1 protein-coding gene (cut by a window edge) is annotated in these 17267 nt (G+C 72.3%); it reads left to right on the top strand.

What is annotated here, in order from left to right; translation table 11 throughout:
• Window positions 1–17267: the 3' portion of a non-ribosomal peptide synthase/polyketide synthase gene (locus ACIHAX_RS00210; RefSeq protein WP_397275010.1), read on the top strand. Its footprint begins 8182 nt before the window's first position; only the last 17267 of its 25449 coding nucleotides appear in the window; its start codon lies off the left edge, out of view; it ends in the stop codon at window positions 17265–17267.

The following is a 17267-nucleotide window of genomic DNA, read 5'->3' as shown; positions in this document are numbered from 1 at the left end:
GCGGCTTGCGCGTCGAACTCGGCGAGATCGAGTCGGGGCTGCTCGCGACGCCCGCCGTGACCCAGGCCGCCGTACTGGTCCGGGACGATCGCGGCGTGGGCGAGCGCCTGGTCGCCTATTTGGTGACGGACGGACCGGTCGAGATCGCGGCGGTGCGTGACGCGGTGGCCCAACGGCTTCCGGGCTACATGGTGCCGCAGGCGTTCGTGGTGCTGGACCGGTTCCCGGTGAACGCGTCCGGGAAGCTGGACCGATCGGCGCTGCCCGCGCCGGTGATCGCCGGCACGGTGTTCGAGGCGCCGAGCGGTGCGGCGGAAGAACTCGTCGCCGAGACATTCTCGGCTCTGCTCGGGGTGGACGAGGTCGGCGCCGAGGACGATTTCTTCGCCCTGGGCGGCAATTCGCTCAGCGCCACCCAGCTCGCCGCGCGGCTTGGCAAAGCCACCGGCGGGGAAGTGGCGGTGCGCACGATCTTCGACGCGCCCACGGTGCGGGCGCTGGCGCGGCGGATCACGGTCGACGCTCCGGCCGAGATCGGGCCCGTCGCGCTGCCGCCGCTCACGCCGCAGGAGCGCGGCCGGTCGATCCCGCTGTCGATCGCCCAGCAGCGCATGTGGTTCCTGAACCGGTTCGACACCACCAGCGGCGCGTACAACATCCCGTTCGCGCTGCGCCTCACCGGAGCGCTGAACGTGCCCGCCCTGGAGGCGGCGATCGCCGACGTGATCGCCCGGCACGAAACCTTGCGCACGATCTATCCCGAGCAGGACGGCGGTGCGACGCAGCTGGTGCTGCCCGCGGGGACGAAGCTGGTCGAGCTGGTCGCACGGCCGGTTCCCGCGCCGCAGGTGCCCGAACTCGTCGCCGCCGCCGCGCGAGCCGGGTTCGACGTGACCGCCGAGGTCCCGCTGCGCGTGCGCCTGCTGCGCGTGGAGGACGACGCCGCGGCAGGCAGCCACCAGGTGCACGTCCTGCTGTTCGTCGTGCACCACATCGCCGCGGACGGTTGGTCGTTCGCGCCGCTCACCCGGGATTTGGCCAACGCTTACGTCGCGCGGTGCGCGGACACGGCTCCCGCGCCGGGAGCGTTGCCGGTGCAGTACGCCGACTTCGCGATCTGGCAGCGCACCGCGCTGGGTTCCGCCGACGACCCGGCCTCGGTGCTGGCACGCCAGCTGTCCTACTGGACCGACCGGCTGGCCGGGCTGCCGGAGGTGCTGACACTCCCGTCCGACCGGCCCCGCCCCGCGGTCGCCACCAACCGGGGCGGCGCGCTGACCGGACGGCTGGACGCCGCCCTGCACGAGCGGATCCAGGAACTGGCCGCCGCGCACCGGGCGACCCCGTTCATGGTGCTGCACACCGCGCTGGCCGTGCTGTTGAGCCGTTACGGCGCGGGCCAGGACGTCGTGATCGGCGCGCCGGTCGCCGGGCGCGGCGAGGAAGCGCTGGACGAGTTGGTCGGCATGTTCGTCAACACGCTGGTGCTGCGCACCGAGGTTCGCCCGGACGCGACTCTGGCCGAGTTGCTGGCGTCCGTGCGCGCGGCCGACCTGGCCGCCTTCGATCACGCCGCGGTGCCGTTCGAGCAGTTGGTCGAGGTGGTGAACCCGGTTCGCTCACAGGCGCACGCTCCGCTGTACCAGGTCGCGCTGACCTTGCAGAACCAGACCGCGCCGGAGTTCCGGCTGCACCGGCTGGCCATCGCGGCGCTGGAGATCGGCGCGGCGCCGATCCAGCTCGACCTGGACTGGACGCTGACCGACCGCTACACCGCTGACGGCGCGCCCGCCGGCATCGACGTGCACCTGCACTACGCGCTGGACCTGTTCGACGAACCGACTGCCGCAGGGTTCCTCGCCGCCTTCGACCGCGTGCTGCGCGCCATGGTGCGCGACGCCCGCACCAGGGTCGGCGCGGTCGAGCTGATGTCGGTGGCCGAACGCGGCCTGCTGCTGTCGGATCGCAACGCCACCGCGCACCCGTTGCCCGCCGAGACGCTGGACGACCTGCTCACCGCCCGTGTCGCGGCCACGCCCGACCGTGTCGGCGTGCGTTATGAGAACGAAGCGGTGACCTACGCGGAGTTCGCCTCTCGCGTGAACCGTCTGGCCCGCAAGCTGATCCGGACAGGTGTGGGCCCGGAGGACATCGTCGGCCTGGCCGCGGCGCGCTCGATCGACATGCTCGTGGCGATGTACGCGATCGTGCGCGCGGGCGCGGCGTATCTGCCGATCGATCCGGCGCACCCGGCCGAACGCCTGGCGCAGGTCGTCGCGAGCGCGGAGCCCCGGTTGGTGCTGACCGCCGGTGACGTGACGCTGCGCCCGCTCGACGGCGTCCCCGTGCTCGAGCTCGACGCTCTCGACCTCGATGACTTCGCCGACGGACCGGTGGCCGACGCCGAGCGGATCACCGCGCTGCGCCAGGACAACACGGCCTACGTGCTGTTCACCTCCGGCTCCACGGGGCGGCCGAAGGGCGTCGCGGTGACCCACCGCGCGATCATGAACCAGCTGCGCTGGCTGGAATTCCGTTACCAGGTCACGGCGTCCGACCGCATCCTGCAACGGGCCCCGCTGACCTTCGACGTGTCGGTGTGGGAATGCTTCCTGCCGATCGCCGTCGGCGCGCCGCTGGTGATTGCCCGGCCCGGCGGGCACCTGGACCTGGCCTACTTCGCGGATCTGCTGCGCGAACACCGGATCACCATCGCGGAGTACGTGCCCTCGGTGCTGGCCGCGCTGATCGGCGAGGGCATGGGCGACGCGCTGCGGTCGTTCCGGCATCTGCACTGCGGAGGCGAGGCGCTCACCCCGGACCTGCTCGCCGCGCTGCGCGGCAGCTTCGACGGCGCGGTGCACAACGCCTACGGCCCGACCGAGGCGGCGATTTCGGCGATCTACCACGAATTCACCGACAGCGACGCCGAATCCGGGCGGGACGTCGCCATCGGCCGTCCGTGCTGGAACACCAGGGCCTATGTGCTGGACGACCGGTTGCGCCCGGTGCCGATCGGCGTCACGGGCGAGCTGTATCTCGCGGGCGACCAGCTGGCGCGCGGCTATCACGCCCGCCCCGGACTTACCGCCGAGCGGTTCGTCGCCGATCCGTTCGGCGTGCCCGGCCGCATGATGTACCGGACCGGCGACCTGGTGCGCTGGAACCGCGACGGCGATCTGGTGTATCTGGGCCGCAACGATTTGCAGGTCAAGCTGCGCGGCCAGCGGATCGAGCTGGGCGAGATCGAGTCCGTCCTCGCCGCCGCGACCGGCGTGACCAACGCGGCGGTGCTCGTGGCTCGCGACAACTCTGGACAGGAATGCCTGGTCGGTTACGTCACCGGAGCCGACCCGACGCCCGATGCTGTGCTCGACGACGCGCGGGCACAACTGCCCGCGTACATGGTGCCCGCCCACATCGTCGTGCTGGACCAGATGCCACTGACCACTGTGGGCAAGCTCGATCGGTCGGCGCTGCCCGCTGTCGAGCTCACCGGCGCCACGGGAGACTTCCGCGCACCGCGGGAGGGGACCGAGGCGGTGCTCGCCACCCTGGTCGCCGACCTGACCGGCGCGGAGCGGATCGGCGCGGACGACGACTTCTTCGCCCGCGGCGGCAACTCGCTGCTGGCCATGCGGCTGGTCGCCCGGGTCAACGCGGCCTTCGGGTGCGCGCTGACGGTGCGCGAGGTCTTCGAAGCGCCGACCGTGGCCGGACTCGCCCTGCGAGTGGCGGGATCGGAACGGCCGGACGTCACCCGGCCCGCGCTCGTTCGCCGCGAACGGCCGGAGCGGATCCCGTTGTCCCTGGCACAGACCCGGATGTGGCTGCTGCACCGGCTCGATCCGGATTCGGCGGTCTATCACATCCCGATCACCATCCGGCTCACCGGCGCGTTGGACCTCGCGGCATTGCGCGCGGCCGTGCGCGACGTGATCGATCGGCACGAATCGCTGCGCACCGTCTTCCCCGCCGACGCGGACGGCCCCGCCCAAGTCGTCCGCACCGACGCGGATGTGCCCGAACTGCCACTGCATCCGATCGAGGTGACCGAGCCGAACCTGCGGGACGCGGTGCTCGCGTCGATCGGCGAGAGCTTCGATCTGCGCAGTCGTATCCCGGTGCGGGCGAGCCTGTTCCGCGTCGCGCCCGAAGAACATGTGCTGGCCGTGGTGGTCCATCACATCGCCGCCGACGGCGTCTCCACCGCACCGCTGGCCCGCGACCTCATGACGGCCTATACCGCGCGCGTCGCGGGGGAGCGGCCGTCGTGGCCGCCGCTGCCCGTGCAGTACGCGGACTTCACCCTCTGGCAGCGCGAGGCCCTCGGCTCCGCGGATGATCCGGACTCGCCGGTGTCGAACCAGATCGCCTACTGGCGCTCGGAACTCGACGGACTCGCCCCGGTGCTGGAACTGCCCGCCGACCGTCCTCGCCCGGCGGTGGCCTCGGGGCGCGGCGCCACCGTCGACTTCGCGATTCCCGCCGACCTCACCGGGTCGATCGCGGAACTCGCCCGGCGGCACGGCGTCTCGATGTTCATGGTGTTGCACGCCGCCTACGCCGCGCTGCTCGCCCGGCTGGCCGGAGTCGGCGACGTCGCCATCGGCACCCCCGTCGCGGGACGGGGCGAACAAGCGCTGGACGACATGGTCGGCATGTTCGTCAACACCCTCGTACTGCGCACGCCGATCACGCCGGACGCGTCGTTCGCCGCCTTTCTCGGCGGCGTCCGGGAGATCGACGTGCGGGCCTTCGCCCACGCCGACCTGCCGTTCGAGCGCTTGGTCGAGGAGCTGAACCCGATTCGCTCGCAGTCTCATTCGCCGCTGGTGCAGACACTGCTCACCTTCGAACAGCACGACGACACCGTGCTGCGCCTGCCCGGCCTGACGGTGACGGCCTATCCGCTGGACAACCGCGTCGCGCAGTTCGACCTGGCGGTGGAACTGACCGAACACCGCGTCGCGACCGGTTACGCGCTGCGCGGCGTGCTGCGGTATGCCACCGACCTGTTCGACCGAGCCACCGTCGAGACGTTCGGGGCGCGCTTCACGCGCGTGCTGCGGGCCGCGGTGGCCGACCCCTCGGTGCGGGTCGGCGACCTCGAAATCCTGGACGACGCGGAACGGGCACTGGTGCTCGACCGCTGGAACGACACCGCCGTCCCCGTCGACCCGGCCGCCACGCTGATCTCGTTGTTCGAGGCGCAGGTCGCGAGGACCCCGGACGCGCCTGCGGTCACGGTCGATGGGCGCACCCTGTCCTACGCCGAGTTCGCCGCGCGGGCGCGGCGGCTGGCGCGCTGGCTGGTCGGTCAGGGCGTCGGCCCGGACGCGCCGGTCGCGCTCGGCATGCGACGGTCGCTGGATCTGGTGGTCGGCATCTACGCGGTCACCCTCGCGGGCGGCGCGTACGTCCCGCTCGACCCCGACCATCCGGCCGAGCGGCTGGAGTACGTGCTGTCGACCGCCCGGCCGGTGTGCGTGCTCACCTCGGGCCTCGACCTGGACGCGGGCGCGGCGCGGCAGGTCCGCGTCGACCGGCTCGACCTGACCCGATACTCCGCCGATCCGCTCACCGCCGGAGACCGGCTCGGTGCGCCCGCCCCTGGCCACACCGCGTATGTGATCTTCACCTCAGGATCGACCGGTCGCCCGAAGGGCGTGGCCGTCACCCACGCGGCGATCGTGAATCGCCTCACCTGGATGCAGTCGGCCTATCCGCTGGTCGCGGACGATGTGGTGCTGCAGAAGACCCCCGCCACCTTCGACGTCTCGGTCTGGGAATTTTTCTGGCCCTTGGCTTTCGGCGCTCGCTTGGTGGTCGCACGTCCAGATGGGCATCGCGACCCCGCCTATCTGGCCCGCCTGATCGTCGAGCAACGCGTCACGACGGTGCACTTCGTACCCGCCATGCTGGCGGTTTTCCTGGCGGATCCGCACACAGAAAAGTGCATTACGCTGCGCAACGTCTTCGCATCGGGCGAGGCATTGCCCGCGGTTGCCGCGCAGCGGGCGCGAGAGGTGATCGGAGCGCGGGTGCACAACCTGTACGGCCCTACCGAGGCCGCCGTCGACGTCACCTATCACGAGGTGACCGATCAGGACCTGGTGTCCGTGCCGATCGGCAGACCGGTGGCCAACACCCGCCTGCTGGTGCTGGACGCCCGGATGCGGCCGGTCCCGGTCGGCGTTCCGGGGGAGCTGTACCTCGCCGGTGCACAGCTGGCCCAGGGTTACGTGGCGCGCCCGGAGTTGACCGCCGACCGGTTCGTGGCCAACCCGTACGGACCCGCCGGGGCGCGGATGTACCGCACCGGCGACCTCGTCTCCTGGACCGGCAAGGGTGAGCTGGAGTATCTCGGTCGCACGGACTTCCAGGTGAAGCTGCGCGGTCTGCGCATCGAGCCGGGCGAGATCGAGTCGGCGCTGTCGGCGCTGGACGCGGTTGCCCAGGCGGTGGTGCTGGTCCGTTCGGACGAGCGGTTGGGCGCTCAGCTGGTCGCCTACCTGGTTGCCTCGCGCCGCCACCCGATCGACATCGAGGACGTGCGGGCCGCACTGAGCGCCGAACTGCCCGCGTATATGGTGCCCACCTCGTTCGTCCTGCTCGAGCGGTTCCCGGTCAACGCCTCCGGCAAGCTGGACCGCGCCGCGCTGCCCGCGCCGCGGTTCGCGACCGTGGGGTACCGAGCTCCGGCCACTCGGACCGAGGCGACCGTCGCGGGGATCGTCGCGGCTCTGCTCGGCGTCGAGCGCGTGGGGGCGGACGACGATTTCTTCGCCCTCGGCGGAAACTCGCTGCTCGCGACCCGGGTCGCCGCCCGGCTGGGCGCCGAACTGGACGCCGAGATCCCGGTGCGCCTGCTGTTCGAGGCGCCGACCGTGACCGCGCTGGCCGCGCGGGCCGAACGGCTCGCGGGGACGGGCGCCAAACCGGCGCTCGCGCCCCGGCCGCGCCCGGAGCGCATCCCGCTCTCGCCCGCGCAGCAGCGGATGTGGTTCCTCAACCGCTTCGATCCCGCCGAAACCGTGCACAACATCGCGGTGGTGGTCCGCCTCACCGGCTACCTGGACCCGGACACCCTCGCCGGCGCCGTCGCTGACGTGGTCGGCAGGCACGAAACGCTGCGCACCGTGTACCCCGACCACGAGGGCGTCGGGTACCAGCGCATCCTCGACGCCGATCAGGTACCCGTCATCCGAATGCTGGAAGCGACGGGCGCGCTGCGGGAGTTCGTCGCCGCCCCGTTCGACCTGACCGCCGAAGTGCCGCTGCGCGTCGGCCTGGTGACCCGGTCCGATCGCGACCACCTGCTGGCGCTGGTGGTGCACCACATCGCGGCCGACGGCTTCTCGATGGGCCCGCTGGCCCGCGATCTCGCCGCCGCCTACGCGGCTCGCGCGACGCGAACCGCCCCGGTCTGGACCGAACTCGACCTGCAATACGCCGACTACGCGCTCTGGCAGCGCGAGGTGCTCGGCGCCGAGGACGACCCGGACTCGGTGGCCGCACGCCAGCTCGCGTACTGGCGCGAGACGCTGCGGGCTCTGCCCGCCCAGCTCGACCTGCCCGCCGACCGGCCGCGCCCCGCCGTCGCCTCGCACATGGCGGCGAGCACGACCGTCGCTCTCCCGCAGGAGATAGGCGCGGGCATCGCCGAGGTGGCCGCGCGCTACGAGGCCACACCGTTCATGGTCGTGCACGCCGCGCTGGCCACCCTGCTGGCCAGGCTGTCCGGCACGGAGGACATCGCGATCGGCGCGCCCGTCGCGGGCCGCGGTGACGCGGCGCTGGACGAGTTGGTCGGCATGTTCGTCAATACCCTGGTGCTGCGCGCGCAGGTCCCCGGCTCGGACACCTTCACCGCCGTGCTGCGCCGGGTGCGCGAGCGCGACCTGGACGCCTTCGCCCATGCCGACGTACCGTTCGAGCGCCTGGTCGAGCTGCTCGACCCGCCGCGTTCGCAGGCCAGGCACCCGCTGTTCCAGATCGCGCTGTTCTTCCAGAACCTCGGGCCGGTCACCCTGGACATGGCAGGCGTCGCCGTGGCGGAGCACGACTTCGACTACGAGGCAACGCCGTTCGACCTCCAGCTCACCGTCACGGGTGACGCGCTGCGCTTCACCTACGCCACCGACTTGTTCGACGCCGACACCGTGGCGACGTTCGGCTTGCGCTTCACCCGTCTGCTCGCCGCGGTGACCGCCGACCCGGAACAGGTGGTCGGCGACATCGACCTGTTCGGCGCGGGCGAACTGCGCCGCGTGGTCACCGAGTGGAACGACTCCACGCACACCGCCCTGGCCGACGAACTGCTGCTCGACGAATTCGAGGCGCAGGCCGCCGCGACGCCCGACGACCCCGCGCTGGTGTTCGTGCCCGACAGCGCGATGCCTCCCGTCACCGTGACCTACGGCGAGCTGGACCGGCGCGCCAACCAGCTGGCCCGCCACCTGATCGCGGCGGGCGTCGGCCCGGAAGCGCTGGTGGCGCTGGCGATCCGGCGCTCACCGGAGCTGGTGGTCGCGATGTACGCGGTGCTCAAGGCGGGCGGGGCGTATGTGCCGATCGACCCGGACCACCCCGCGCGGCGCATCGCCCACATCCTCGACACCGCCGCGCCCGTGGCCGTGCTCACCACGGCGGCCGACCGGATCGACCTCGGCGATTCCGTCGCCACCGTCCTGGTCGACGCCGTCGCGCTGGACGGTTACGCCGACGACCCGATCGCGGCCGACGAACGTCGCGCGCCGATCCACCCGGGCAGCCCGGCGTACGTGATCTTCACCAGCGGCTCCACCGGGAAACCCAAGGGCGTCAGCGTGTCGCACGCCGCGATCGTCAACCAGATGACCTGGATGCAGTCGCGGTACGGTCTCACCGCCGAGGACGTCTACCTGCAGAAGACGGCGACCACGTTCGACGTGTCGCTGTGGGGCTACTTCCTGCCGCTGCGGGTCGGCGCCACCCTCGTGCTGGCGGCTGCGGACGGCCATCGCGACCCGGCCTATCTCACCGGCGTGATCGCCGAAAGGCAAGTCACCGTCACCGATTTCGTGCCGTCGATGCTGAGCGTCTTCGCCGGGCACGTCGCCGCCGCAGGGCGCGGCGCCGCACTCGCGTCGCTGCGCACGGTGTTCGTGATCGGCGAGGCGCTGCCCGCCGAGACCGTGCGGGCATTCGGCGCGGTGAGCGCCGCACGGGTGCACAACCTGTACGGCCCCACCGAAGCGGCGGTGAGCATCACCCACCGCGACGTGACGGGCGAGAGCGACCGCACCGCGCTGCCGATCGGCAATCCGGAATGGAACAGCCGCGTCTACGTGCTGGATTCGCGGCTGCGCCCGACGCTGCCCGGCGTCGCGGGCGAACTGTATCTCGCGGGCGTCCAGCTCGCGCGCGGCTATCACGGCAGGCCGGATCTCACCGCGGACCGGTTCGTGGCCGATCCGTTCGGCGCGCCGGGGCTGCGGATGTACCGCACCGGCGACCTGGTGCGCTGGGAGACCCGAGGGAACACCGCCGAATTGGTGTACCTGGGCCGCACCGACTTCCAGGTGAAGTTCCGCGGCCAGCGCGTCGAGCTCGGCGAGATCGAGGCCGCGCTCGCGGCCGCCCCCGGGGTGGCGCAGGCGGCGGCCCGGGTGGTCACCACCGTCACCGGCGACGATCACCTGGTCGGTTACGTCACCACCGAGCCGGGCGCGGTGCCTGCGGATGCCGAGGTGCTGCGCGCCGCCGCGCGCACGCTGCCGTCGTACATGCTCCCCTCGGCTCTGGTCACGCTCGACGCCTTCCCGCTCAACGCCTCCGGCAAACTGGACCGGAAAGCGCTGCCGGATCCGGTTTTCGACCGCGCCGCCTATCTCGCCCCCGTCACCCTGGCCGAGCGCGTTGTGGTCGAGGCCTTCGAAACGGTGCTGGGCGATGGGCCGATCGGCGTCGACGACCACTTCTTCGCCCTCGGCGGCAACTCGCTCAGCGCCACCCGCGTCGCGGCCCGGCTGGCCGACCGGCTCGGTCGCTGCGTCCCGGTGCGGCTGCTGTTCGAAGCGCCGACGATAGGCGCGCTGGCCGCGCTGCTCACCGCGGAGGCCGCCGCGACCGAACAGGTGGTGCCCTTGGTCGCCGGACCGCGACCGGAACGGATTCCGCTCGCGCCGGTCCAGCGTGGCATGTGGTTCCTCAACCGGCTCGATCCGGCGTCCGCCGCGCACAACATCCCGGTCGCGCTGCGCATAGAGGGAGAGCTGAACACCGACGCCATGATCGCCGCGTTCGCCGACGTCGTGGCCAGGCACGAGACCTTGCGCACGGTGTATCCGGCCGACGCGACCGGCGCGGGTCATCAGGTGATCCTGCCCGCGGACGGCGCTTCGGTGCGCTTGACGGTCGAAGCGCTGGACGGTCGCGCCGCCGACGACCGGATCGCCGAGTTCCTCGACGCCGGTTTCGACGTCACCGCCGCCGTTCCGGTGCGCGCGGTGCTGCTGCGGGAGCACGCCACCAGCCACGTGCTGGTCGCGGTGGTGCACCACATCGCGGCCGACGGTTATTCGATGAGCCCGTTGCTGCGCGATCTGCTGACGGCCTATCTCTCCCGCGTCCTCGGCGCCGAACCGGTCTGGCCCGCGCTCGCCGCCCAGTACGCCGACTACGCCCTGTGGCAGGACGCTCAGCTGGAAACCACTGCCGCGCACCAACTCTCGTATTGGGCGGAGACGCTGCGCGATCTGCCGGGCGAGCTGGAGCTGCCCGCCGACCGTTCGCGTCCCGCCGTCGCGAGCAAGCGCGGCGCCAGCGTGCGGGCCAGGATCGGCGACGGGATCGCGGCGCGGGTCCGTGAACTGGCGCTGCGCCACGACGCGACGCCGTTCATGGTGGTGCACGCCGCTCTCGCCGTCCTGCTGTCCCGGTTGTCGGGTTCCGGCGACGTCCCGATCGGCACCCCGGTGGCCGGACGCGGCGCGGCGGCCCTGGACGACCTGGTCGGCATGTTCGTCAACACCGTGGTGCTGCGCGCCGAAGTGCACGCCGACGAGTCCTTCACCGACCTGCTCGCCCGGGTCAGGGCCGTCGATCTCACGGCGTTCGAGCACGCGAGCGTGCCGTTCGATCGGGTGGTCGACGAACTCGGCGTCGAGCGTTCCCAGGATCGGCATCCGCTGTTCACCGTGGCGCTGAGCTACCCGAACACCGCCGCCGACGCCTTCACCGTGCCCGGTCTCGAACTCACCGCCGTCGCGTTCGACGAACAGGTGGCGCGTTTCGACCTGCAATTCACCGTCGCCGCCGAGCCCGACGCCGACGGCCACCTCGCGGTCGAACTGGACTACGCCACAGACCTCTTCGACGCCGCCACCGCGCGCGCTCTGCTGCGCCGCTTCGGCAGGCTGCTCGGCACGCTCATCTCGCGACCGGACGCGCCGATCGCCGCCGCCGATCTACTCGCCCCCGCCGAACGCGCCGACCTGCTCGGCCGCCGGGGCGACGCGCCGGCGCCGGCGCGCACGCTGGCCGAACTGATGGCCGCCGCCGTCGCGTTCGACCCCGGCGCGGTCGCACTGGTCGGCGGCGAACGGCAGCTGACCTACCGGATGCTGGACGAGCAGTCGTCGCGGCTGGCGCGCATGCTCATCGGCCACGGTCTCGGCGCGGAGGACGTGGTGGCCGTCGCGGCGCCGCGCTCGATCACCTCCGTGCTCGCGGTGTGGGCGGTGGCCAAGACCGGCGCCGCGTTCGTTCCGGTCGACCCGACCTATCCGGCCGAGCGGATCGCGCACATGCTGACCGATTCCGGTGCGGCGCTGGGCCTGACGATCGCCACCTGCCGCGCGGCGCTGCCCGGTGCCGTCGACTGGCTGGTGCTGGACGCCCCGTCCACGGCCGCGCGGATGCGCCGCAACAGCACGGCGCCGATCGACCCCGCCGAACTCGTCCGTCCCGTGCGGTGCGCGAACCCGGCCTGGATGATCTACACCTCCGGCTCGACCGGGACGCCCAAGGGCGTGGTCGCCACGCACGGTGGCCTCGCCGGAGTGGCCCTCGCCCAGCGGGACCGGTACCTGGTCACCGCGGACGCGCGCGTGCTGCACGTGGCCTCGCCCAGCTTCGACGCGTCCATGCTGGAACTGCTGCTGGCTCTGTCCGCGGGCGCGGCGTTGGTGATCGCGCCCCCTGGCGTCTACGGCGGCGCGGAACTCACCGCGCTCATCCGTGACCGGCGGGTGACGCACGCGTTCCTCACCCCGGCCGTCCTGCCCACGCTCGACCCGGCCGAGCTGGACTGCTTACGGCAACTCACCGTCGGCGGCGAGTCCTACGGCCCGGACACGGTGCGCCGCTGGGCCCCCGGCCGGTCGTTCCACAACACCTACGGCCCGACCGAGACCACCGTCATCGCGACGATCAGCGCCGCGCTGCGGCCCGGCGACCCGCTCGACCTGGGCACGCTGATCCACGGCATGTCAGCGGTGGTGCTGGACGGCAGGCTGCGGCCCGTGCCGGTCGGCGTCACCGGCGAGCTGTACCTGCGCGGTCCAGGCCTGGCCCGGGGATACCATGCGCGACCAGGGCTTTCGGCCGCACGGTTCGTCGCCGACCCTTACGGTCCCGCGGGCGGACGGCTGTACCGAACCGGTGATCTGGTGCGCTGGACCGGATCCGGCGCACTGCGCTATGTCGGGCGTTCCGACCACCAGGTGAAGGTGCGCGGCCTGCGCATCGAACTCGGTGAGATCGACGCCGCGCTCGCGGCGCACGAGACGGTGCGCACGGCCGTCACCGTCGGCCACACCGATGCCTCGGGTGCGGTATCGCTGGTCGCCTATGTGGTCGCGGCCGCGGGCCACACGATCGACGCCGCCGACCTGCTGGCTCATGCCGCGCGCTCGCTCGCCGCGTACATGGTGCCGAGCCGCGTGCTGGCGCTCGACGAGCTGCCCCTGACCCCGGTCGGCAAGCTGGACCGTAGAGCATTGCCGCAGCCCGAGTTTCGCGCTGCTCCGTTCCGTGCGCCGCGTACCGAGACCGAGCGGGCGGTGGCGCACACGGTCGCGGAGGTGCTCGGACTCGACGGCGGCGTGGGCCTGGACGACGATTTCTTCGCCCGAGGCGGCAATTCGCTGACCGCGACCCAGCTGGCCGCGCGGCTCGGTGACCGGCTCTCGGTCGCCGTCGGCGTCCGCGCGGTGTTCGAGCACTCGACCGTCGCCGCGCTGGCCCGCGCGCTGGACGACGCCTCGGGTGGGTCCGCGCGTCCCGCGCTCACCCGGCGCGCGGTGACCGGTCCCGTGCCGCTCTCGCTCGCGCAGCAGCGCATGTGGTTCCTCAACCGCCTCGATCGGCAGTCCACCGCCTACAACATCCCGCTGGCGGTGCGCCTGACCGGCGAGCTGGACGTGGCGGCGTTGAACGCCGCGATCGGGGACGTGGTGGCTCGCCACGACGTGCTGCGCACCGTCTACCCGCTGCATGCGTCCGGACCGGTGCAGGTCGTATTGCCCGTCGCGGACACCACCCCGGTGCTCGCGCCCATCGCCGTCCCGGCCGACGACCTGGCCGCGGCGGTGGCCGATTTCGTCGGCGGCGGCTTCGACGTCGCCGAGACCGTCCCGGTCCGCGCCCGGTTGTTCGCGCCGGTCGACGGCGACGCGGCGGGGACCGAACACGTGCTCGTGGTGGTGGTGCACCACATCGCCGCGGACGGCTCGTCGCTGGCGCCGCTGGCGCGCGACGTCATGTCCGCCTACGCAGCACGCAAACGCGGCGTCGCACCGGACCGGGCACCGCTTCCCGTGCAGTACACCGATTTCAGCGTGTGGCAGCGTGAACTGCTCGGCGCGGAGGACGATCCCGCCTCGCTGCTGGCGCGGCAGATCCGATTCTGGACCGAGACGCTGGCCGAGCTGCCCGCGCAGCTGAGCCTGCCCACCGATCGCCCGCGTCCCGCGGTCGTCTCCACGCGCGGTAGGCACGTCGATTTCGCGATCACCCCGGATGTGCACACGCGGCTGGCCGATCTCGGCCGGTCCTGCGGCGCCACGCTGTTCATGGTGTTGCACACGGCGTTCACGGTGCTGCTCGCCCGCCTGTCGGGCACCTCGGACATCGCGGTGGGCACCCCGGTGGCCGGGCGCGGCGCCGCCGAACTCGACGACGTTGTCGGCATGTTCGTCAACACGCTGGTGCTGCGCGCCAGGGTGGACGCGGGCGAGGGCTTCACCGACCTGCTCGCGCGCGTGCGCGCCGCCGACGTCGCGGCCTTCGCGCACGCCGACGTGCCGTTCGAGCGTCTGGTCGAGGTGCTCAACCCGGAGCGCTCCACCGCTCGTCACCCGCTGTTCCAGGTCGGCTTCTCCTTCCACAACCAGGCGGAGGCCGATTTCTCGCTGGACGGATTGACCGTCACCGCCGCCGATTTCGAATCCGAAGTCGCCCAGTTCGACCTGCATTTGATCGTCACCGATCGCTACGGCTCCGACGGAACCCCGGCTGGCATGGCGGCTTCGATCACCTACGCCACCGCCCTGTTCGACGAGTCGACGGTGGCCGGTTTCGCCACTCGCCTGCAACGGCTGCTGGGCGCGGTGTGCGCGGACCCGCGACTGCCGGTCGGGGATCTCGCGCTGCTGGACCCGGCGGAGACCGAGCGCGTGCTGGTCACCTGGAACCAGTCCGGGCGCGCCCGCACGCCTGCCACGCTGGCCGCCGCGTTCGAGGCGAGGGTGGCCAGGACGCCGCAGGCCATCGCGATCGTCGACGACGCCACGACGGTCACGTACCAGGAGTTCGGCGCGCGGGTCAATCGCCTGGCCCGGGTGCTCATCGCGCGCGGCATCGGCCCGGAAAAGCTGGTGGCGCTGGCTATTCCGCGCAGCGTCGACCTGCTCGTCGCGATGTACGCGGTGGTGACGGCCGGTGGCGCCTACGTGCCGCTCGACCCGGCGCATCCGCTGGAACGCACCGCGAGCGTGTTGGCCGCCGCAGCGCCGCGGCTGGTGCTCACTTCGGCGCGGGAGCCGATGCTGCCCGCGACGGCGTCGGAACACAGCGTGGTGCTGGATATCTCGACCGTCGCCGACACGGTGGCCGACGGTCCGGTGCGCGACGACGAACGGATCGCCGCGCTGTCGCCAACGAACACCGCGTATGTCATCTTCACCTCCGGTTCCACCGGCGCGCCGAAGGGCGTGGCGATGCCGCACGCCGCCGTCGCGCACCAGCTGGATTGGATGCAGTCGGAATACGCGCTCGGCCAAGACGACGCGGCGCTGGTGCTGACCTCGGCCGCGTTCGACCTGTCGGTGTGGGAGTACTGGTGGGCGCCGCGGGCCGGGGCGCGGCTCGTGCTCGCACCTCGGGGCGCGCAGCGCGATCCGTCGGGGCTGCTCGACCTGGTGCGCCGTGCCTCGGTGACGACGCTGACGCTGGTGCCGTCGCTGCTGGCGATGCTGGCCGAAGCGTCCGGCGAGCGCCGCCTGCCGCGTTCGCTGCGCCGACTGCTGGTCATCGGCGAGGCGTTGCCCGCCGCGACGGTGCGGCGGGTCCAGGCGCTCACCGCGGCCAGGATCGACAACCTCTACGGACCCACCGAAGCCGCGGTGTCGGTGACCCGCTTCCGCACCGCCGCGGGCGACCGGCAAGCGCTGGTGCCCATCGGCACACCCGAATCCGGCAACCGGGTCTACGTGCTCGACGACCGTCTGCACCCGGTGCCCGCCGGGGTGACCGGCGAGCTGTATCTCGGTGGCGCGCAATTGGCCCGCGGCTATCACGGCAGCGCCGAGCTCACCGCGGAGCGGTTCGTGGCCGACCCGTTCGGACCCGCGGGCAGTCGCCTGTACCGCACCGGCGACATGGTGCGCTGGTCCGCGGGGGGCCACCTCGAGTACGTCGAGCGGCGCGACTTCCAGGTGAAGATCCGCGGCTACCGCATCGAACTCGCGGAGATCGAGCATGCCCTGCGCTCGCGGCCCGAGATCGGCGAGGCGATTGTCGTCGCCTACGACACCGACGGCGCGAACGCCGTGCTGGCGGGCTATTTCACCGCCGCAGAGCGGCTCGACCCGGCCGCGTTGCGCGCCGCGCTGGCCGAGATCCTGCCGAGCTACATGGTGCCCGCCGTGCTGCGGCAGTTGGCGACGTTGCCGCTCACCGCGAACGGCAAGGTCGACCGCTCCGCCTTGCCCCGACCCGAGACACAGGCCCGGGAATTCCGCGCCCCCGGCACCGACTTGGAGCATGCCGTGTGCGCGGATTTCGCCGAGATACTCGCCGTCGAGCGGGTCGGCCTGGACGACAATTTCTTCGAGCGCGGCGGCAACTCGCTGCTGGCCACCCGCCTGGCCGTCCGGCTGAGCGCGGCGCTCGGCGAACAGATTCCCGTGTTGTGGCTGTTCGCCGCGCCGACACCGGCCCGCCTGATCGCCCAGCTGGAGCAGCACCGGTCCGGTCGCGGCCGGGTGGACGCGACCGCCGCGTTCGACGTCGTGCTTCCGCTGCGCACCGGCGGCGCGCGGGAGCCGCTGTTCTGCCTCCACCCGGCCGGCGGCGTCGCGTGGTCGTTCGCGGGCCTCGCGGCGCACTTGGACCCGGAGCGCGACGTGTACGGCATCCAGTCGCCGGTGCTCAACTCGGAGGCCATGCCGGAGTCCATCGACGACTGGGCGAGCCGCTACGTGCGCGAGATCCGCGCCGTGCAGCCCGAGGGCCCGTATCACCTGCTCGGCTGGTCGCTCGGCGGCGTACTCGCGCACGCGGTCGCGGTGCGGCTCCAGGAGCAGGGCCAGCGGGTCGCGGTACTGGCCATGATGGACAGCTCGCTGCGGGTCGCCGCGCACGCGGCCATCGCGCTGCCGGTCGCCGATCTGCTCGGCGGGTTGCTCGGCGAAGCGGCCGACGACGAGGACGCCGAACTCGACCCGCCTCGGCTCGCGCGCCTGCTCGCGGACCTGCCCGAGCCGTTCGCCTCGTTCGGCGCCGACCGCCTCGACCGTGTGCTCGGCGCGGGCGCCGGGTCACTGGAGTTGATCCGGCGCTACCGCCCCCGCCCCTACAAGGGCAACCTCGTGTACTTCACCGCCGCGCTGGACGATCCGACCGGTGCCGCGGGCGCCGCGAGCTGGGCGGACGCCGTGGACGGCACCGTGCACAACCACGCGGTGCACGCCTCGCACTGGCGGATGACCTCCGAATCCGCGCTGGCACGGATCGGCCACGTCCTCACCGCGGCGCTGGCCGACACCGACCGCCCTTAG

Origin of the sequence: Nocardia sp. NPDC051929 (assembly GCF_044548645.1) — a bacterium.
GTDB lineage: Bacteria > Actinomycetota > Actinomycetes > Mycobacteriales > Mycobacteriaceae > Nocardia > Nocardia sichangensis.
This window is presented reverse-complemented; position numbering and strand designations above follow the sequence as displayed.